Below are 19,485 nucleotides of genomic sequence, written 5' to 3'. Positions count from 1 at the left end.
TTTTTGTAATTTCACTTCTAAATCTAGCGGTAATATGAGTTGATTCATGTTATAATTTTTATACATAAAGAGTCTCCTTTTGGTTGGTTTGGTGTGGTAACTTAATTTTATCAAAAGGGGCTCTTTTTATTCTATACAAAAACAAAAAAATTACAGATAAAAAGGACTTCGGCATCTTCATTTGCCGAAGTCCTTTCTTTAGCTAGGGTTTTGTCCCAGCCTCTTTTCATCTTCACTACATCAGCTCTTATTTTCGCTAGTATTCACCGAGAAATAAGGTCATTTCTTACAAAAATAAGTCAATACACCCAAAATGCTTGCATTATAAGACGTAAGATTTTATGATATTTAATATTTACGATGTAATTATAGATTTGGACCATCTATGATTCCTTTCGTCAAAGCCAACAACAGAAGAGACACGGTAACGATAATGGTTACCGTGTCTCTTTTTTATGAATAGCTATTCACCATCGGTATTGCTATACTAATAAAAAGCAAAAAGGAGTGAAAAGAATGATTGAAGTAGAAAAAAATCGTATTTTCTCAACACACGGACCATTAGAAATAGTCGAGCATATTGTGAAAATCCCAGGCGCACCCATGAATGTCTATAGCTTTTTATTAGATGGCGTCCTCATTGATACGGCTTCTCCTGGGTTACGCACACAATTTTTTGAATTTATTGAGCATAAAACCGTTGACCATGTGCTGCATACACATTTTCATGAAGACCACATCGGTAATACCGCTGAAGTGATTCAAAAATTCGGTATCGAAGCTTACATACATCCGATAAGCGTCACAAAAACGACGACTAAAATGCGTCTACCCCGTTATCGCCAAAACGTTTGGGGGCCACCACCAACGCCTTTTACAAGCCATGCCTATAGTTCAACATTTGCTTCTAAAAATAGCGTCTGGGACATCATTCCGACACCCGGGCATACAGAGGATCATGTCGCGCTTTATAATCGGCAGCATGGCTATTTATTTACCGGTGATTTATTCGTGACGCCAAAGCCAAAAATCGTACTCGTCGATGAAAATATTTTAGCGACAATGGCTTCGTTAGAAAAAGTACAGAAACTTGATTTTGATACAATGATTTGTCACCATGCAGGTGTGCTTGAAAATGGACAGACATTAATTGATATGAAACTGAATTATTTAAAAGAGCTCCAATATCGTGTTCAAAAGTTCATGAACGAAGGGCTAGATGTTTTCGAAATTACCAAAACCATTTTTCCAAAACAATACCCTATCGTCGAGCATTCTAATTCTGAATGGTCAGCTATGCATATGATTCGCGTCTTTATGAATAACGGTTGACTAAAAACAGTGCCTCTGTTGGTAATAAAAAGAAGGGTTCGCGCTGACGCAAACCCTTTTTTTCTTATAATTATTTTTTCCAACCGGAACTGTCTATTTATACTAGCTTTTTTTATATTGATTTACCAATGTAAGAAATTCGCGCCAATCCGTTAAGCGTGTCCACGTTTCGTCGCGATTATACGCCTGGTCACGAATAATCGAAAGCGTTTGAACATCTTTTAATGTACGTAAAACGGTTGGCTTATCATCTACATAAACATCTAACTGCAATGTTTGAATCGTCGCGATTTTTTCAGCATCCTCCATACCACAGAAAAAATGCCCTTCTGCAATCGGATAGCCTTGCTCTTTCATCCATGCTTTAGAACGTGCACAATATTCTTTCGGACGCGCCGTAATATAAAATACCTCATGACCATCCGCTACAAGCTGCTGTAGTGTTTCTTTAGCGTATGGAAAGCTTGGACAGGTAGTGAAATAAATCGCTTCTAAATGCGCTTTCCACGCCTCATAGCCCGCTTCATCTGTTAGGCCGAACGGTTCATGAATTTCCACACGCTTAATCTGTTCAAAAACATCCATACTAAGCGTTTGATGAAATGTTTGATTGTACAGTGAAAATGCATGACGACGTAAATCAATTAACGTATCATCAATATCAAAACCGAATCTCATAAAATCCTCCTAATGCACCGCTTCAAATTGCTGCGCAAAATGCTGTTCTTCTCGTAGCTGCTCATGCTGTAAATGGTGAATCATCGAACGACGCGATGCTTCGAACTGCTCGATTTGTGCATTCGATAACGTTCCTTCATCCGTGATAATGGCTGCTAAGTACTCTGCATCTACTAAAGCACTATTCAACCCAAATGCTCCTGTTGGTGTCATCGTATGTGCTGCATCCCCTAATAAGACAACGCCATTGCCACCCCAACGATCTGCATAAGAACTGTGCACATCAAGTAGTACAAAATCGCTCCATGACGTAATTGTGTCATCTACAACATCCGTTAACGTTGGAAATACCTCTTTTAACTGTGCAATAAAGGGCTCAAATGGCTGTTTACGCCATTCTTTAAAACTTCCCTTATCGATGTTCCATCCGACTTGAATGCGGTCCTCAGCCTGCGTAAAGAGCGCTAACTGTTTCCCATCAATTAAAGCCATGCGAATAATTGGCTCCCAATCCTTTGGACGTGGAATACGTGCCCACAATAAATCATAGCCATGCTCCCACGTATGATACGGAATATGCGCTTTTTTGCGAACTGCTGAATAACGACCATCCGCTCCGACAACGAGCTTACTATGTACGCTAATGCGTTCTCCGTTCATTTCTACAACTGTTCCAATAACTTGTTTGTTATCATATAAAAGTTCTCTCATACGCGTATTCAACAATAATTCAAAATTAGGCGCCTGCATAATTGGCTCCAAAATCGCCGCTAATAAATAGCGTTGAGGTACATGAATTCCTAGATGCCCCACTGTAATTTCTGGAAAAATTGTGTTATAACATACGCCGTCTTTCCAATTTTCCAAGCGTGTCATCGGAAGCATTCCACGTGCTTTGACGCCAGCTAATAACGCGTGACGCTCAAGCACCGCTTCTCCTTGTTCATTCACATGCTCTCCTCGAAAAGTCTTCCCAAGTGAGGGACTACTTTCAATCAGTGTAACATGTAAGCCCCGACGCACAAGCAATGTTGCCAGTAATGCGCCGGCAGGTCCTGCTCCAACGATACAAATATCCGTTGTTCTTTCCACGTTAAAAGCCTCCTAGTGCTTTGGGTAAGCAACGATGCGTAAGTCATTGCCTACAAAATTTACCGTATCAAATTCAAAATCACGCGCTTCACTCATTTGCTGTGCATCACTACCGCCAACAGGTGTAATACTATTCGTCCCGCCTAATACTTTTGGCGCCATATAAATAATGACCTTCTGTACAAGCTGTTGACGGAAAAATGAAGCGTGTACACCTGCTCCCCCCTCTACTAGAATGTCTGTAATGCCCGCTTCATAAAGTGCATCAAGCGTTGCCTCTAAATCTAAGCCATCTGTTGTTTTTTCAACACGAATGATTTCAACACCTTGAGCAAACAATGCCTGTGCTCGCTCTGCAGGTGCCTCATTCGATGTCACAATAATCGTTCTTGCTTCAGCTGTTTGTGCAACCGCTGCAGTTGGTGGTGTTTGAAGTTCGCTATCTAAAACGATGCGAATAGGGTTTTTGCCTTCTTTTGAAACAAGACGTGTTGTCAGTGATGGATTATCTGCTAAAACCGTACCGATACCAACAAGAATCCCATCCATTTCATGACGATATTCATGCACATCTTCACGTGCATCATCACCTGTCACCCATTTGGAATCACCTGTAGCAGCCGCAATTTTACCATCTGCTGTCATCGCATATTTTGCTACGACAAATGGACGTGCTGTCAGCATGTTATGAATAAAACGTTCATTTAATTTATACGCCTGTGCTTCTAGTACACCTACCTCTACTTCGATACCGGCATCACGTAACAGCGCAATGCCGCGTCCTGCGACACTTGGATTGGGATCAGTCATTGCGACAACGACACGTTTTACGCCCGATTCTTTTACTAAATTGGCGCAAGGCGGCGTTTTCCCGAAGTGTGAGCACGGCTCTAGCGTGACATACAATGTAGCACCTGCTGCATGGTCTCCCGCCATACGAAATGCATGCACTTCTGCATGAGGCTCTCCTGCTTTTCGGTGTAGGCCTGTACCTACAATCACATCATTATTAACAATGACGGCACCTACCATTGGATTGGGATTTGTGTTCCCTCGTGCACTCGATGCTAAATCAAGCGCTAACTGCATATAATATTCATCATTTCTAAGCATACCTGTTCCCCCTAAATCGCTAGCGAATATGTCCTGATTTTTCACGTTTCGTTTCTAAATAGTAATGGTTTGTCGCATTTTCACCACCCCATAATGGTACATGCCCATTCGTAGATAAACCATGTGCTTCAAGTGCCGCTAATTTTTTCGGATTGTTTGTAATTAATGTTACGGGTTTTTGACGTAGTGATTCTAATACTTTTAACGACTCTTCATATGAACGTGTATCATCTTCAAAACCTAATGCATGATTTGCCTCTACTGTATCAAGTCCTTCTTGTTGCAATAAATAAGCCATTGATTTTGAAAATAAGCCAATGCCACGGCCCTCATGATTTGCTAAATAGAAAATAGCCCCTACACCGTTATCAACAACCATTTTCATCGATTCATGTAATTGGTAGCCACAGTCACAGCGTTGACTTCCGAAAATATCCCCCGTATGGCAAATACTATGCATCCGTACAAGTGCATCAGGCGCATGTTCAAAATCACCGTATACTAATACCGATGATTGTTGCCCAAAGGCTAAATTCATTGTATTTAAATGATTGATAACTTCTTTTTTAGACCAAGATTTTTGTACTGTTGTCCAACAGTACCAATTAAAAGTTGCTTCAAAATCCCCCTGTTTAATTGGTAACTTAACCGGCCCTACCACACAAATATTTTCTTCATTAGTAAGCGGCACGAACGTCATCTTTTCTTCTATCATAGTTAAATTTGTTTGTGTCATTTCCATATAGCGTCGCTCTTTTCATTTCGTTTTATTTGTTACTTTTCGTAACTTACTATATTGTAGTAAGTTTTGAATGTCAACTATTTCAATCTGAAAATAGTTTCATTCGATTTTTCATGCAAAAACCTCTATACTGAATTGTATGTGAAAAAGAGAGGATGATTATTGTGGGATTTCCTACCCATCATAAAGTGTACCGTATTTACGCTCAAGGCACCGTAGTTGTCCTTTTTAAAGGTGCCTTAACGAATCCAACTGATTTAGAGGAAGATTTAATCGTATCAAACGGTTCATTTGATGTTGAGCTTAAAATCAAAAACGCCTCAATCGTATCATCAATTGCCCCTGATATGTTAAACCTAACAGTGGAGACGATTTTTAGCTATACAGCCAAAGAGCCTTTATCAACGAAAGAGCTTCATCAAATGCAATTATCAATTTTAAACGGCCAAAATATTATGATTAAACCAAATTCGTTCCCATATGATGTTCCTGTTGTTTCGAGTAATATTTTTTGGGATTCGATGAGTTATCGCGAGGTCGAGCATTTAGATGCTTATCGCTAATCATACAAAAAAGCCTCTCATACGCATATGAGAGGCTTTTTTTATTCGTCTTCTTGTTCTTTAAATAGCAGCGGTGTACGTTCTAATTGATCAATAAATTTCTTTGATTTAAAGCGCATACCCGTTTGCTCCTCATAAATTGTTGAAACAATATTTTTGATAAATCGCTTTGTTTCTTTTTTTAACGTTAACGAACCTACTTGCTCGATCGGCATCTTATAAAACATCCGAATCAATTTGAGTTGCGTTGGCGTTAAACGAATAATATACGGATCTTGATGAAAACAGCGATGACATAAAAAACCACCACTTGAAAATGAAAATGCAAATTCCCCTTCTGTGGCACCACATGAAGCACATTGATGTAAAATAGGCTGCACCCCTGTATACGGAAGCATCTTCCATTCGACAAACAAACTAATCGATTCTGGGTCATACCCTTCTTCGATTGCATGAAGCGCTTGTAATAGCACATTATAGGCGTACTCATCAGGCGTATCTTGCTCGGTTAGACGGTCTACAATTTCAACACAATAACTCGCATACGCCGTCGCGACAATATCGGTTTGAATATGTCGCATCGAATCAATGGCCTCACCTTGTTGCAATGTACCCATACCACGCCCATGATGAACAATAAAGATTCCATGCATAAATGGTTGACAAATACCTGCTAGACGACTAGAGGGCTTTTTCGCACCTCGCGCCATCGCAGCTACTTTCCCCGCCTCGCGCGTTAGCAATGTCACAACCTTATTTGATTCTCCGTACGGTTTTGTTTTTAAGACAATGCCTTCCCATTTATTCAGCAATTGCCCCACTTCCCTTATTAGTATTCATCATCACGGTAGCCGTAGTCACGTAATTGTGAAGAACGGTCACGCCAATCTTTTTGTACTTTTACCCATAGTTCTAAATAAACTTTCGAGCCAAGTAAATTTTCGATATCTTTACGTGCGCGTGTACCGATTTCTTTTAGCATTGCGCCACGTTTACCGATAATAATCCCTTTTTGTGATTCGCGTTCGATAATGATTGTCGCCATTACATGGACACGGTCCTTATCTTCTTCACGACGGATTTTTTCAATTTCCACTGCGATTGAGTGTGGCACTTCATCGCGTGTTAAGTGTAATGCTTTTTCACGAATTAATTCTGCAATAATAAAACGTTCTGGGTGATCGGTTACTTGGTCAGCCGGATAATATTGTGGACCTTCTGGTAAATATTTTTTAAGCGTTGTTAATAGATTGTCTACATTATTTCCTTGAAGTGCTGAGATTGGTATAATTTCCGAAAAATCAAATTCGTCTTTATATTGGTCAACGATTTTTAAAACTTCGTCTGGGTGAATCGCATCGATTTTGTTAATAATTAAAAAGACAGGTGTTTTTGTGCCTTTTAACATATCGATTACATAACGGTCACCCGTACCTAATTTTTGTTGTGCATTGACCATGAACATAATGGCATCTACTTCACGTAAAGCATTTTTTGACACTTTTGACATGAATTCACCAAGCTTATGTTTTGGTTTATGAATCCCTGGTGTATCGATGAAAATCATTTGTGCATCATCTTGCGTTAATACACCTTGTACTTTGTTACGTGTTGTTTGTGGCTTATCCGACATAATCGCAATTTTTTGTCCAATTACACGGTTTAAAAATGTTGATTTACCAACATTCGGGCGACCGATAATTGAAATAAAGCCTGATTTAAATTCTGACATAAAATAAGTTCCTCCGTTGTTTAAAACCATTTTGGTAAAAAAATGATGCACGCGATGACGACACTCGCAAGCGCATAAATAAGCACCGCTCCTGCAGCAATATCTTTTGCTGCCTTCGCAAGCGGATGAATATCTTGCGTTGCTAAATCGACGACTCGCTCAATTGCACTATTCACCATTTCAAGTGCAAGCATACCGGCAATTAATAAAATGATGATACACCATTCTAGCGCAGATAAGCCTGTTAAAAAACTAACAGCTAAAACAAGAATTGTCGCTACTAAATCCACGCGAAAATTCTGCTCAGCTGCAGCTTGTTTCATTCCACTTAGTGCGTAGCGAAATGAACGTATAAATTTAGTGACGTTCATTCGTGTCGCGCGATAAGCCATATGATTCTAAAATTTCATCTTGTTTACCAAACATGATTTTTTCATCTTCAGGAACCATATGGTCGTAACCTAACACATGTAGTAAGCCATGGACAGCTAAAAAGCCTAACTCACGCTCAAATGAATGACCGAACTCTTCTGCTTGTTCACGTGTACGATCAATTGAAATGATAACATCCCCTAAAATACGAGGCATACCCTCTGCAATAATCGCTGTTTCACCTTCACCAAGTTCTTCTAGCGCAAATGAAATCACGTCTGTTGGGGCATCTTTATGACGATACTCCTTGTTGATTTCATGAATTGCTTCATTCGTAACGAATGTTACCGATAACTCGGTACCATCTTCTACTTGCTCGATTTTTGCAGCATGTTGAAGTAATCCTTCTACAAGCTCTAAATCTTTGTCTGTTACTTTTCCTGTTTCATCTAAAAAATCAATATTTAACATATGTGCCTCCTAAGCAATCCATAAGTCTTATTCGTTTGGCTCTGGATATTCAATACGTGAATGGAATGTACCATTCAATGTTTCACAGAACACTTGCTCAATTGTATGCAACTCTTGAATCGTTAAATCACATTCATCAAACTGGCCATCCTGCAACTTGTCTTGCGCGATAGCATGGACCAAGTTTTTAATCTTCTCTGGTGTTGGATCTTTCATCGAACGCACAGCTGCCTCCACACTATCTGCTACTGTTATTATAGCAATTTCTTTCGTTTGTGGCTTGGGTCCTGCATACCGATAATCAGATTCTTTTACCGTCGGGTCTTGTTGCTTCGCCTTATAATAGAAAAACTTCACTGCCGTTGTCCCGTGATGTTGACGTGCAATATCAACGATTTCTTTTGGCATTTTATGTTTTTCCAAAATACGCACACCATCTGCCGCATGAGCAATAATTATATCGCGAGATTTCTCTGGTGGCAAATGGTCATGCGGATTTAAGCCATTTGTTTGATTTTCAACGAAAAAGCCGGGGCGTTTTGTTTTTCCAATATCATGATAATAGCAGCCAACACGTGCCAATAAACCATCTGCTCCAACTGCCTCACAAGCGGCCTCTGCCAAGTTTGCGACCATAATACTATGATGATACGTCCCAGGCGCTTCCATTAAAATCTTTTTTAGTAATGGATGATTTGGACTTGATAATTCGATGAGGCGCAGGCTAGATAAAATGCCAAATACCGTTTCAATAAATGGTAATGTGCCGATTGTTAATGCACCTGACAATAATGCGGAAACAATCGCTGCTACTAAATAAAATAGCAATTCTTTTGCTGTATAGCTTGATTGTGTCATTAATAAGTAAAATGCGATAAACAAACTATTGACGATTGCAACACCAAAGCTTGTTTGCAGCACCTTCGAACGTTTTTGCATATTGCGTACAAAATACAAGGAGCTTATACCACTTAAAATCATATACAGCGCAATCTCCATCTGCATAACCGTAGAATAACCTTCTTGGAAAATAACGCCTGCAGAGATTCCTAGCATCATTGTCACCAATACCGCAATTCGCTCGCCTACAAGCATGCGGATCATCATTGGTGCAAGTGCAGCTGGAAATAGAAAACCTAGTAAAAGGTCAAATTCTCGGTCGACAATGCCTAGTAGTTCCATAAAGCCAATGCTTAATACATAAATAATCGATACAATTAAAAGATTACGAATTTTATGCTCGATTTTCATATTTTTCGCATTATTAAATATCATATAAAAGAACAACATTTGGATAATAATTAATAATGCGAGACCAACATAAGGTTTAAGAGATTGATGTGTAGCAAGCATACCGGTTACTTCTAATTGATGATATACATCGCGGTCAATCACTTCTCCCTCTTGTACGATGATTTGGCCTTGTAAAATACGCGTCGGATCTATTGATTCAATAGCCTGTTGACGTTTTTGCTCCGTTGCATCTTCATCTAATAATTCATTCGCTACCATCGCACTTCGCGCAATACGAATACTCACGTTCATCAAATCCGTTGGAAATGAATAGGTCAGACGAATGGCATTTCCAATTGATTCCCGCTTTTCTGCCACATCTGCTTCACGAACTGGTTGTTGCAATACGGATGTTACTTTTTCAACAACCGAATCTCTGCCATCTTCGAGTTCACTTTTCGTTGCAGCTAATAATACAGCTAAATCTTCATCAGATAACTCAACATTTAATTCCTTACTATCTAATGATTTTTTTAGCGCTTCTAGCTGTTTTTTTTGTTGTGCCTTCGCTGCTTTCGCGGAATCGCTCGTCGCCTCAATTTCCTTTGCATCTAGCGCATAATTATAAATAGAGCGAACGACGGATGCCTGATTTTTTCCAACCTCTTCTGAATATGTATATACCGGCTCTACGCTATCTGCAGCGGCTTGTTTGTCTAGCTTCGTCTGTTCTGTATCTTCGATTGTTTTAACAGCGCGAATCGTTTCAGGAGACACTTGGAATAACTTCACATTATAATTTTGCCCCTGAATATTCCCCATCATTAAAAGAAATTGTAGGAGTCCTACAACACTAAGTGCAACGATTAGTAGTAGACGAAATGGTAATAATCGCTGTAACTTTTGGATGATTGTGGTCAATCGACTCATTCCCTTCTCACGAGCTGTCGACTACTGATTGGTATCATACGCATTAATAATTTTTGCAACAATTGGATGACGAACGATATCGCCTGCTTCAAGTACTTGGAATGAAATTTCCTTGATACCTTTTAACATATGTTCTGCATGCATCAATCCTGAAGCCACACCATTTGGCAAATCAATTTGTGTTTTATCACCCGTAATAACCATTTTCGAGCCAAAACCTAGTCGTGTTAAAAACATTTTCATTTGAGCCTTCGTCGTATTTTGTGCCTCATCTAAAATAACAAAAGCATCATCTAATGTGCGACCACGCATATACGCAAGTGGCGCAATTTCAATCGTTCCACGTTCAATTAAACGTGTCGTTTGATCAAGGCCTAACACATCGTGAAGTGAATCATACAGCGGACGTAAATAAGGGTCTACTTTTTCTTTTAAATCGCCAGGTAAAAAACCTAATGATTCTCCTGCTTCTACAGCTGGTCGCGTTAAAATAATGCGCTTCACATGCCCATTTTTTAGCGCTTGCACAGCCATCACAACCGCTAAATACGTTTTACCGGTGCCTGCTGGTCCAATACCAAATACAAGGTCATGCTTTTGCATCGCACGAATATATTGGCGTTGACCAATTGTTTTCGCACGAATTGCGCGCCCTTTCGTTGTATGAGCAATCGCTTCATTATATAACTCAGCAAAATATTCGATTTTCCCCGTTTTCGCTAACTCAATCGCAGATACAACATCTCGCTGATTAATATTTATATTTTTTCGAATTACACGTAAGAGTTGATCGATCAGTGCAGCTGTTAGCTCTTTTTCAGCTTCATCACCAACAATATGAACCGTATCGCCACGTGTAATAATTCGTACACTAAACGCTTCTTCGATTAATTTCAAATTAGCGTCCGATGTACCTAGTAGCATTACGGCTTCATTTGGGTCTTTTAATGTTAATTGAATCGGTTGTTGTTCAGTCATGTTCATTCTCCTCAATCAAGAATTGCCTAGCTTAGTTTTACTGTAGCATTATCACTTCATTGGTGCAAAGTATACCCATAAAAAAGAGGGCACTGCTAACTTCCTAGTACCCTCTTTTCTTATTATTTACGCTTGGCTTTTGGTGGCCCTAAAATTTCAGCCATTAATACCGCACGCTTCACGTCATTTTTTGTATGAAATAACAGATTTTTTTGTTTTTTAGCAGTAGGACCTTGCTCATTTAGCATTCGGTCCATTGATTTAATACGAACTTTTTCGACACCTTTTGAATCCGTTAAATCATGAGCACCTATTTTTTGTTCAAGTGCATCAAAACGTTCTTTATAACGTGGGTCTTGCGCCAATTGCTCCGCACGTTTTTTCGCTTGTTGCGCCACTTTACGTGCTTGCTCTTGTCTTTTAGACAACGGCTTTGCATCGTCTTCAATTTCATTCATTTTGTCTTTCATTTGTTGCACAAGATCATCTAAGCGACCTTTATTCGGGCTATTTGCTGAGCGTCGACTGGAATTTTTCGTTGGCTTTTTTTCTCCTTTTTTATCAGAAAAGAAATAACCAATCAATGAAACAATAATAAAAATAATGAGTCCTTCCATTAATCAGACCCCCTTATTTTTCTTCTTGATGTGAATCATCCATCTTACTTAATGATGTACGCATTGATGTATCTGCTTGGACATTTTGATAATTCATATAATCCATGACACCAATATTTCCTTTTTTGAATGCTTCTGCTAAAGCTAGCGGTACTTCTGCTTCTGCTTCTACCACTTTCGCCTTCATTTCTTGTACACGCGCAATCATTTCTTGTTCATTTGCTACGGCCATTGCACGACGTTCTTCTGCTTTAGCTTGTGCAATGTTTTTATCCGCTTGCGCTTGTTCAATTTGTAATTCTGCACCGATATTTTTGCCAATATCCACGTCTGCGATATCAATCGATAGAATTTCGAAGGCTGTCCCTGAATCTAAACCTTTTGATAATACGGTTTGTGAAATCATATCTGGGTTTTCAAGTACTTCGGTATGATGTTTTGCACTACCAATTGTCGAAACAATCCCTTCACCTACACGAGCGATGATTGTTTCTTCACCAGCACCACCGACTAAACGGTCAATGTTGGCACGTACTGTAATACGTGCTTTTGCTTTTACTTCAATTCCGTTCATCGCAACCCCTGAAATAAATGGTGTTTCAATAACTTTTGGATTTACCGACATTTGAACCGCTTCTAATACATCACGACCTGCTAAATCGATTGCTGCACAACGTTCAAATGTTAAATCAATATTAGCACGATGTGCCGCAATTAATGCATTCACAACGCGGTCTACATTACCACCTGCTAAGTAGTGACTCTCAAGTTGATTAATTGTTACTTCAATGCCCGCCTTATGTGCCTTGATTAACGGATTTACGACACGTGACGGAATAACACGACGTAAGCGCATACCGATTAATGTAAAGATACTTACTTTGACGCCTGCTGCTAGAGCTGAAATCCATAATGCAACTGGTACAAAAGTAAATAATAAAACCAGTACGACAAATACGACGACGATTGCAATAATTGTTCCGATTGCCATCAGTTTTTCCCCTCTTTCTCTATGCTTCTTTTATTTTTGCACGCACAACGATACGGGCTCCTTCAACCTCAATAATCACAACTTCTGTACCGGCTGCGATAAAGCCTCCTTCTGTTACGACATCAAGGCGCTCATCTCCATACATTGCTGTACCTGATGGGCGTAATGGCGTAGCTGTAATCGCTACTTGCCCTAAAAGTTCCGTACGGTTGACGTTCGATACATAACCACTCTTCGTATCTGTTGCATCGGATAAAACCATCTTATTAAAGACATTCAGTTTTTTACCGAAAAATTTCATCATAATCACCATTCCTACTACTGCGACGATAAGCGCAGTCAAAATTGAATACAGCATATACGGCGCATGCGGTGCTATCGACATCAAACTCATGACAATAAATGCAAAGCCAATGGTCCCAATGATGCCCCCTGGAACAAATAATTCTAAAAATAATAAAATCATTCCAGAGATAAGCATTAATACTGCAAGCGCTGTCAAACTTCCTTCTACGAAAAAGATACCGTAAACAAAGCTAATCGCCAATAGGTGTACGATAATTGGTGCAACGCCACTTGCCGAAAATAATGAAAAAACTAAGCTAAGACTAGCAATGCACAAAAGAACAGTAATGATGAGCGGGTGCGTCAATGACAACGACTGAGCCGACTCATGCGTACATCCACTAAGCAATAGCACACTTCCGATGAAGGCCATTCGTTTCATTGTTTTCACCCTTTCGTTGCTGTGCTTACTTTATTTACGGATTTACCTAGAAAAAGTTTCATAATTTTTCAAATTCTTTTCGAATAACGCAATGCCTGGACAGACAATCTAACAAGAATGACTGCACTCAAAAACAAACCAACAAAGGCTGCTGTATTTAAATATACAGCGTACATGCCATCAATAAACTGAGCTATGGCTAATAGTGCCACTGAAATAAAGCTAAATGTAATGGCCACTGTTAATAAAATAAGCAGTGATAGCCAGTGTGAAATAAAAGTGGCATTTTTCGTATCTGCAAAAATATCTGCTTTTACTGTCATTTCACCACGCTCGAAATTTTGAAAAATTTGATCTACACGTCTTGGCATATCACGTAGTTGTGGCATCAACAAAATCATTTCCTGAACCGCCGTTGTTTTCAACTCATCGACTGTTAGTGTTTGTGCAAGCTCCTGTTTATTATCAATTGAAAAGCGCTTCGCTTCATTAAAAATATCATAATGTGGATCGACAGAGCTTAATGTCCCATCCATCGTAATTAATGCTCTAAGCGCCATACTAACCATTGGATAAAGCTTTAACTCATGACTTTTCATAATATCAAATAAACGTTGGATAAGCGTTTCTGTTGAGATTTTATCCATATATTGAATGCTAATTAACAGTTGACTCAAATCCTGCTCTAGTCGTGCACGATTTTTCAAATTACCGTCTGTTACTAAGTTTTCAAGTCCTTGTGCCATAATTTTTACGTCGTTACGTGCAATGCCTATCAGCAAGGTTCGAAGCCCTCTGTTTTGAAGTGGACCAATCCGACCTGCTGCACCAAAATCTAAAAATACCGGTTCCCCCGTTTCTTCCATGACATAAACATTTCCTGGATGTGGGTCTGCATGAAAAACACCGGCCACAAGCAATTGTTCTAAAAAAGCACCATATATTTCACCTAAAACTTTTTGCTGCGGAATCCCTCGTTGCTTCAATAATGGTGTTGCTTTCGTAATCGATACGCCTTTAATATACTCCATCACTAAAATTTTTCGATTTGAAAGCTCAGGGTACACTTTTGGAATACGTACATTATGATCTGAACCTTTTAATGCATTAGTAATTTGCTCCATATTGCGGCGTTCAATATCAAAATTAATTTCTTCCCGCAAACCCGAAGCAAACCCTGTCGCTAATTGATAGAACCCTAAATTTTCAGCCCAAATAGATTCTTCTTCTAACCACATCGCAAAATGAAGTAAAATATCCAAATCCTTATTCATAATACGAGTCACATCAGAACGTAGTACTTTTACAATTACCTCTTCATTTGTATCTCGAAGTTGTGCGCGATGTACTTGTCCAATAGAGCCTGCTGCAAGAGGCGACTCTGAAAAGTATTTGAAATAAACACTTGGATCCTCTCCAAATTCACGACGGATAATTTGCTGCACTTCATCACTTGGCATAGCCCGAACATTTTGTTGTAATTTAGAAAATTCCTCAATAAATACGGGTGGTAAAATATCTTTACGCGTCGACAGCACTTGTCCAAACTTAATAAAGATACCACCTGTTTCTTCTAAAATATTTCGCAGTACAACAGCAATATAACGATCATTCTCATACGAACGCTTATATTGTAATGCCTTCCCAATCCCTTGCTTAAATGCAATTCGAAAAACTTGTGCAAGACGGCGTTTACGATAATAATTACTACGAATTTTTAAAAATGTATTTTCTTGATTTGCTTGAAAGTCACTTTCCTGCTTTGGATCAAACAATTCAAAGATTAAATAAAATAGCATTGAGATAAGCAACATACTACCAAACCAAACAAGTGTTGTAATATTTGATACTTGCTCAACTACGTCTTGATTAAAAAAATTCGTATGACGGAAATAAGAATACCAGAAAATAAATGTTGTAAGCCCGACACTAAGCACAGCTGACAAAATCCGTTTAATCATATTTAATTTTGTCCCCATCAAACGCCCACTTAAAAAGTAAATGAAAAAGCCCATTACGAGCAGTTGTATGATTGTCACGACGATACTCAATTCTAGCACCACCCTTTCTACTCTTTAAGCATACAATCCTTTCCAAAAAAAGTCGCATATCTAGCTGAAAAAAAGAAAAGAAAAGAAAGCACTGCCTAGATACCGAGACAGTAAAAAACACTTCCAAAGGTTTTTCCTTTAAAAGTGTTTCTCGTTATATTTTCTTAGTTTTTTAATTCAGTAAGTTTAAGCATCACTTTGTTTTTTATTATGCATGTGATTTTTTACGATAATACATATCAAAACCTACCCAGGAAATAATAAGTGCCGGTACACCAAAGTAAAAAACACTACGCTGACTTGGGTCTAATAATAGTCCTAGTGTAAAGATAGTTAATAACACAAACGCTACGATTGGCATCAATGGATATAGTGGCACTCGAAATGCCAGTTTCTTTACATCTCCACCATCACGTATATATTTACGGCGGAACATATACTGTGCTCCTACAATGCCCATCCATCCAACGACACAGCCAAATCCAGCAATTGCTACTAGCATTACATAAACCGTTGTTGGTGCGTAAATACTTGAAAGTAAGCATAGACAAGAAATAAGCATACAAATAATTAACGCTGGCATTGGAATTCCACGTTTATTCACCTTTAAGAACATTTTGGGCGCCATACCTTCATTTGCTAACGACCATAGCATACGTGTTGATGCATAAAGACCTGAATTCGCTACAGAAATAAGTGCTGTAATAATAACAATATTCATAATGTCCGCTGCATACGGAATCCCAATCATATCAAATACAGTTACAAATGGACTCTCTGATACACTTGCATCTTGCCATGGTAGTAAAGCCCCTAAAACGATGACAGCCCCCACAAAGAAAAATAGTGTGCGCCAAATAATATTTTTAATAGAGCGTGGAATATCTTTCCCTGGATTTTCACTTTCCCCAGCGGTGATCCCAATGAGTTCTGTTCCAGCAAACGCAAAACTGATTGATACCATCGCAATTAAAATAGGTGCTACACCATGTGGTAATAGTCCGTCTTCACTCATAAAGTTCGAGAAAAGAGGTGCTTGTTCATGACCTGTAATTGGTACAATGCCAAAAATAGCCGCTGCACCTAAAACAATAAATACTAATACTAGAATAATTTTTAAGCTAGCAAACCAAAACTCACTTTCGGCAAAAAATTTAACAGAGAAGGCATTAAAAGCAAAAATAATGACACCAAAAATGACACTCCAAATCCATACCGAAATATCTGGAAACCATCGTTGCATAAGCAATCCGACAGCCGTAAACTCCGATCCTACTGTAACGACCCAGTTGAGCCAGTATATAATACCGACAGCAAAACCTGCCCCTGGACTGATAAAACGTGTTGCATATTCATGAAATGAGCCAGTAGTTGGGCTATGTACAGCAAGTTCTCCGAGGCACATCATCACAAGAAACATTGTGAGACCCCCAACTAAATAAGCAAGCAATGTCCCAAATGGGCCCGCTTCATGCATAATATTACCGGTACTCAAGAAAAATCCCGTGCCGATAACTCCCCCTAATGAAATCATAAACATATGTCTACTTTTAATTGAGCGTTTTAACTGATATTGTTGCTCCATATGTATCCCCCTGTTATGCTGATTAGAAAAACAGATGTTTCCCATCATTCTTTTCTAATTTTCAAATTTTTTCAGCAATACAACCATATCGAATATTTATTCATATTTCAATATAAAAATTCAATTTTATACAAAAAAAGAATAATTCATATCATTTCAACACATAAAAAAAGACCTAAAGGATAAATCCTTTAGGTCTGATTCATTTGCAATTTGTTAAATCATGATAGTGCGTGTTTATGAACGTAGGGATTGTCTAGGAATGGAAATTACCACTTACGTTTACGAGCAGCTTCTGATTTCTTTTTGCGTTTTACGCTTGGTTTTTCATAAAATTCGCGTTTTCTTACCTCTTGAATAGTACCGCTTTTAGAAACAGTACGTTTGAAGCGACGAAGAGCATCTTCAAGCGATTCGTTTTTTCTAACGACAGTTTTTGTCATCTCTTTTCCCTCCCTCCGAACACACATCAACACAACATGATACTATTATATGTTCATATCGTTGTGTACTTAAAAAGTATACCAGATTATATTTCTGTGGTCAATAGGTATCAAAAAATTTTAGTCGAATAATGTTTTGTTGCTTAATAATCTGATTCTGCAGCTAAACCTTGCATAATTTTCACGCCAGAACTTGCACCAATACGCGTTGCTCCTGCTTCGATCATTGCTTTTAAATCTGCTAAAGAGCGCACGCCACCTGAAGCCTTAACACCAAGGTCTGGACCTACTGTTTTACGCATAAGCGCTACATCTGTAGGTGTTGCACCACCTGTTGAAAAACCAGTTGATGTTTTCACATAATCAACCCCTGCTTCAACAGCTAATTCACATGCTTTTACTTTTTCTTCATCTGTTAATAAACATGTTTCGATAATAACTTTTACAAGTGTGCCGTTTGCCGCTTCGACAACCGCTTTCATGTCATTTAATACTAGTTCATAGTCGCTACCTTTTAATGCGCCAATGTTTAATACCATATCTACTTCATCAGCACCTTTAGCAATCGCATCTTTCGTTTCAAATGCTTTTACATCTGATGTATTTGCTCCAAGCGGGAATCCAATTACTGTACATACTTTTGATACAGCGCCTTCTAATTCTTTTGCAGCTGTTTCAATCCATGTAGGATTAACACAAACAGAGGCGAAATCATATTGCTTTGCTTCTGCGCATAATGCGATAATTTGTTCTTTTGTTGCCTCTGGTTTTAATAATGTGTGATCAATGTATGATGCATAATTTTCAGTCATGAAAAAAACTCTCCTTTAAATAAAGTTGTCCGTACCTCTCATTAGAATAGCATGTTGCGTTCTAAATAGAAAGCGTTTACTAAAATTATACCCACTCCAATTTAGACAAAACGTTTTGCTTCGACAAAAAAAGGAATTACCATTATTTCGCGGCTTGTATACCGTTCGCAATTCTTTTTACTAGCTTCTCCATATAAACGTTATCAGCTAATTTTTTATCATCTTTTACATTCGTTAAAAACCCTAGCTGAATCGAAATTGCAGGTGCTTTCGTATAATTAAATAGCGCTAAATCCTCTCGATAAAAATGTCCTGTTGAGAAAACCTTACCTTTTGTGGAAACCTTTTTTAAAATGGCATTGGCCTGCTGATTACTTTTCTTGTATCGTTTAGACGTCGTTGATTTCTTTGAAGGGCTCATTATATAAAAGCCGTTCTGATAGCTTTTCCCACCATCTGCATGCAATGAAATAACTAACGTTGCTCGCGCTTTATTTGCCACTTTAGCGCGTTCTTTATTGGAAAGCTTCACATCATGCGCAGAACGCGTTAAAACGACCTTATAGCCCTTTTCTTCAAGCTGTGTACGCAACGCTTTCGCATAGTTCATTGTTACGTGATATTCCTTTTGCTTCGTCACAACCCCTATAGCACTCGCTAATTGTTTTGCGCGCCGTTCTGTCGATTTTGGTGCAATTGGTTCTGTTGTTAAGTCCTTCGTTCTTTGATGACTTGCATCAATGACAATGACTGGTTTGCTTATTTTTTTCTTTTCTTTACTAACTACAGATTTTTTTGCACCTTGTTTATCCTTTTTAGATTCCACCTGCTTTATAATTACGTTCTTTTCAGGTTTTGCTACTAGTACATGTTCTTTATCTAGTGTAGCCAATGAATCTTTCCATACAGGCTGTAGTAGCGTAAAAAAGGCTAAAGGAATAAGCACTGCTACTGTTAAAAGTGCTAAATGAAGTTTTTGCATGGCTATCACACCCTTCTGTAAGTTAAATTATACCCTACCCA

General features: G+C 38.7%; 20 protein-coding genes. 2 read left to right on the top strand and 18 right to left on the bottom strand.

Annotated elements, in window-relative coordinates; all coding sequences use genetic code 11:
• Positions 1-516 precede the first annotated feature (516 nt).
• Positions 517-1,332 carry an MBL fold metallo-hydrolase gene (locus QI30_RS13665; RefSeq protein ID WP_126991173.1) on the top strand — a complete coding sequence of 272 codons (816 nt, stop codon included), beginning with the start codon at positions 517-519 and terminating at the stop codon, positions 1,330-1,332.
• A gap of 102 nt (positions 1,333-1,434) precedes the next feature.
• Here the strand turns inward: QI30_RS13665 and QI30_RS13660 are convergent, their stop codons facing one another.
• Genes QI30_RS13660 through QI30_RS13645 form a run of 4 tightly spaced genes read right to left on the bottom strand, consistent with a single transcriptional unit; the run spans position 1,435 to position 4,957 of the window.
• Complete coding sequence (locus QI30_RS13660) at positions 1,435-2,010, bottom strand: 5' nucleotidase, NT5C type (RefSeq protein WP_126991172.1); 576 nt, start codon at positions 2,008-2,010, stop codon at positions 1,435-1,437.
• Between the two features lie 9 nt (positions 2,011-2,019).
• Positions 2,020-3,102, bottom strand: a complete 1,083-nt coding sequence (locus QI30_RS13655) for an FAD-dependent monooxygenase (protein WP_126991171.1) — start codon at positions 3,100-3,102, stop codon at positions 2,020-2,022.
• A 12-nt stretch (positions 3,103-3,114) separates the two neighbouring features.
• Positions 3,115-4,215: a bifunctional diaminohydroxyphosphoribosylaminopyrimidine deaminase/5-amino-6-(5-phosphoribosylamino)uracil reductase RibD gene (gene ribD, locus QI30_RS13650; protein ID WP_126991170.1), complete on the bottom strand. Its 1,101-nt coding sequence runs from the start codon at positions 4,213-4,215 to the stop codon at positions 3,115-3,117.
• Between the two features lie 19 nt (positions 4,216-4,234).
• Positions 4,235-4,957: a GTP cyclohydrolase II gene (locus tag QI30_RS13645; protein ID WP_126991169.1), complete on the bottom strand. Its 723-nt coding sequence runs from the start codon at positions 4,955-4,957 to the stop codon at positions 4,235-4,237.
• A gap of 164 nt (positions 4,958-5,121) precedes the next feature.
• Between QI30_RS13645 and QI30_RS13640 the strand changes: the two genes are divergently transcribed.
• Positions 5,122-5,520, top strand: coding sequence for a hypothetical protein (locus QI30_RS13640; protein WP_233600593.1), 399 nt, complete (start codon positions 5,122-5,124; stop codon positions 5,518-5,520).
• A gap of 41 nt (positions 5,521-5,561) precedes the next feature.
• On the opposite strand, the gene recO is transcribed toward QI30_RS13640, so the two are convergent.
• The 14 genes from recO to QI30_RS13570 all read right to left on the bottom strand — a co-directional run bounded on the left by recO (position 5,562) and on the right by QI30_RS13570 (position 19,444).
• Positions 5,562-6,332 carry a DNA repair protein RecO gene (recO, locus tag QI30_RS13635; RefSeq protein ID WP_126991167.1) on the bottom strand — a complete coding sequence of 257 codons (771 nt, stop codon included), beginning with the start codon at positions 6,330-6,332 and terminating at the stop codon, positions 5,562-5,564.
• A 17-nt stretch (positions 6,333-6,349) separates the two neighbouring features.
• Positions 6,350-7,252, bottom strand: coding sequence for a GTPase Era (gene era / locus QI30_RS13630; protein WP_126991166.1), 903 nt, complete (start codon positions 7,250-7,252; stop codon positions 6,350-6,352).
• Positions 7,253-7,272: 20 nt separating this feature from the next.
• Positions 7,273-7,623, bottom strand: coding sequence for a diacylglycerol kinase family protein (locus QI30_RS13625; protein ID WP_126991165.1), 351 nt, complete (start codon positions 7,621-7,623; stop codon positions 7,273-7,275).
• The gene (gene ybeY, locus QI30_RS13620) at positions 7,610-8,095 is read right to left on the bottom strand and encodes an rRNA maturation RNase YbeY (RefSeq protein ID WP_126991164.1); all 486 of its coding nucleotides are present in this window, start codon (positions 8,093-8,095) and stop codon (positions 7,610-7,612) included. The genes QI30_RS13625 and ybeY overlap by 14 nt, the downstream gene beginning before the upstream one ends.
• A gap of 27 nt (positions 8,096-8,122) precedes the next feature.
• The gene (locus QI30_RS13615; protein WP_126991178.1) at positions 8,123-10,249 is read right to left on the bottom strand and encodes an HD family phosphohydrolase; all 2,127 of its coding nucleotides are present in this window, start codon (positions 10,247-10,249) and stop codon (positions 8,123-8,125) included.
• A gap of 30 nt (positions 10,250-10,279) precedes the next feature.
• Complete coding sequence (locus QI30_RS13610; protein ID WP_126991163.1) at positions 10,280-11,236, bottom strand: PhoH family protein; 957 nt, start codon at positions 11,234-11,236, stop codon at positions 10,280-10,282.
• A gap of 122 nt (positions 11,237-11,358) precedes the next feature.
• Entirely contained in the window at positions 11,359-11,853 is a 495-nt protein-coding gene (locus tag QI30_RS13605) for a hypothetical protein (RefSeq protein WP_126991162.1), read from the bottom strand.
• 13 nt (positions 11,854-11,866) lie between these two features.
• Positions 11,867-12,844 (bottom strand): flotillin-like protein FloA, encoded by a 978-nt coding sequence (gene floA, locus QI30_RS13600; protein ID WP_126991161.1) that lies wholly within the window; start codon positions 12,842-12,844, stop codon positions 11,867-11,869.
• A 19-nt stretch (positions 12,845-12,863) separates the two neighbouring features.
• The gene (locus QI30_RS13595) at positions 12,864-13,571 is read right to left on the bottom strand and encodes an NfeD family protein (RefSeq protein WP_126991160.1); all 708 of its coding nucleotides are present in this window, start codon (positions 13,569-13,571) and stop codon (positions 12,864-12,866) included.
• 68 nt (positions 13,572-13,639) lie between these two features.
• A complete protein-coding gene (locus QI30_RS13590; protein WP_126991159.1) occupies positions 13,640-15,622 on the bottom strand; it encodes an ABC1 kinase family protein in 1,983 nt (660 codons plus the stop codon).
• A 208-nt stretch (positions 15,623-15,830) separates the two neighbouring features.
• Positions 15,831-17,207, bottom strand: a complete 1,377-nt coding sequence (locus QI30_RS13585; RefSeq protein WP_126991158.1) for an amino acid permease — start codon at positions 17,205-17,207, stop codon at positions 15,831-15,833.
• 269 nt (positions 17,208-17,476) lie between these two features.
• Complete coding sequence (rpsU, locus tag QI30_RS13580; protein WP_010287987.1) at positions 17,477-17,650, bottom strand: 30S ribosomal protein S21; 174 nt, start codon at positions 17,648-17,650, stop codon at positions 17,477-17,479.
• Positions 17,651-17,793: 143 nt separating this feature from the next.
• On the bottom strand, positions 17,794-18,462 hold the full coding sequence (gene deoC, locus QI30_RS13575) for a deoxyribose-phosphate aldolase (protein ID WP_126991157.1): 669 nt from the start codon (positions 18,460-18,462) through the stop codon (positions 17,794-17,796).
• A gap of 142 nt (positions 18,463-18,604) precedes the next feature.
• Positions 18,605-19,444, bottom strand: coding sequence for an N-acetylmuramoyl-L-alanine amidase family protein (locus QI30_RS13570; RefSeq protein WP_126991156.1), 840 nt, complete (start codon positions 19,442-19,444; stop codon positions 18,605-18,607).
• Positions 19,445-19,485: the final 41 nt, after the last annotated feature.

The sequence above is a fragment of the Candidatus Kurthia intestinigallinarum genome, assembly GCF_003991225.1.
In the GTDB taxonomy this organism is placed as follows: domain Bacteria; phylum Bacillota; class Bacilli; order Bacillales_A; family Planococcaceae; genus Kurthia; species Kurthia populi.
The sequence above is the reverse complement of the archived record's forward strand: the minus strand, read 5'-3'. Positions and strand labels throughout refer to the sequence as shown.

Coding starts and splice junctions, on each gene's coding strand:
- QI30_RS13665 (WP_126991173.1), top strand. CDS start 517: ATGATTGAAGTAGAAAAAAATCGTATTTTCTCAACACACGGACCATTA.
- QI30_RS13660 (WP_126991172.1), bottom strand. CDS start 2,010: ATGAGATTCGGTTTTGATATTGATGATACGTTAATTGATTTACGTCGT.
- ribD (WP_126991170.1), bottom strand. CDS start 4,215: ATGCTTAGAAATGATGAATATTATATGCAGTTAGCGCTTGATTTAGCA.
- QI30_RS13645 (WP_126991169.1), bottom strand. CDS start 4,957: ATGGAAATGACACAAACAAATTTAACTATGATAGAAGAAAAGATGACG.
- era (WP_126991166.1), bottom strand. CDS start 7,252: ATGTCAGAATTTAAATCAGGCTTTATTTCAATTATCGGTCGCCCGAAT.
- QI30_RS13625 (WP_126991165.1), bottom strand. CDS start 7,623: ATGAACGTCACTAAATTTATACGTTCATTTCGCTACGCACTAAGTGGA.
- ybeY (WP_126991164.1), bottom strand. CDS start 8,095: ATGTTAAATATTGATTTTTTAGATGAAACAGGAAAAGTAACAGACAAA.
- QI30_RS13610 (WP_126991163.1), bottom strand. CDS start 11,236: ATGACTGAACAACAACCGATTCAATTAACATTAAAAGACCCAAATGAA.
- QI30_RS13605 (WP_126991162.1), bottom strand. CDS start 11,853: ATGGAAGGACTCATTATTTTTATTATTGTTTCATTGATTGGTTATTTC.
- floA (WP_126991161.1), bottom strand. CDS start 12,844: ATGGCAATCGGAACAATTATTGCAATCGTCGTCGTATTTGTCGTACTG.
- QI30_RS13595 (WP_126991160.1), bottom strand. CDS start 13,571: ATGAAACGAATGGCCTTCATCGGAAGTGTGCTATTGCTTAGTGGATGT.
- QI30_RS13585 (WP_126991158.1), bottom strand. CDS start 17,207: ATGGAGCAACAATATCAGTTAAAACGCTCAATTAAAAGTAGACATATG.
- rpsU (WP_010287987.1), bottom strand. CDS start 17,650: ATGACAAAAACTGTCGTTAGAAAAAACGAATCGCTTGAAGATGCTCTT.
- deoC (WP_126991157.1), bottom strand. CDS start 18,462: ATGACTGAAAATTATGCATCATACATTGATCACACATTATTAAAACCA.
- QI30_RS13570 (WP_126991156.1), bottom strand. CDS start 19,444: ATGCAAAAACTTCATTTAGCACTTTTAACAGTAGCAGTGCTTATTCCT.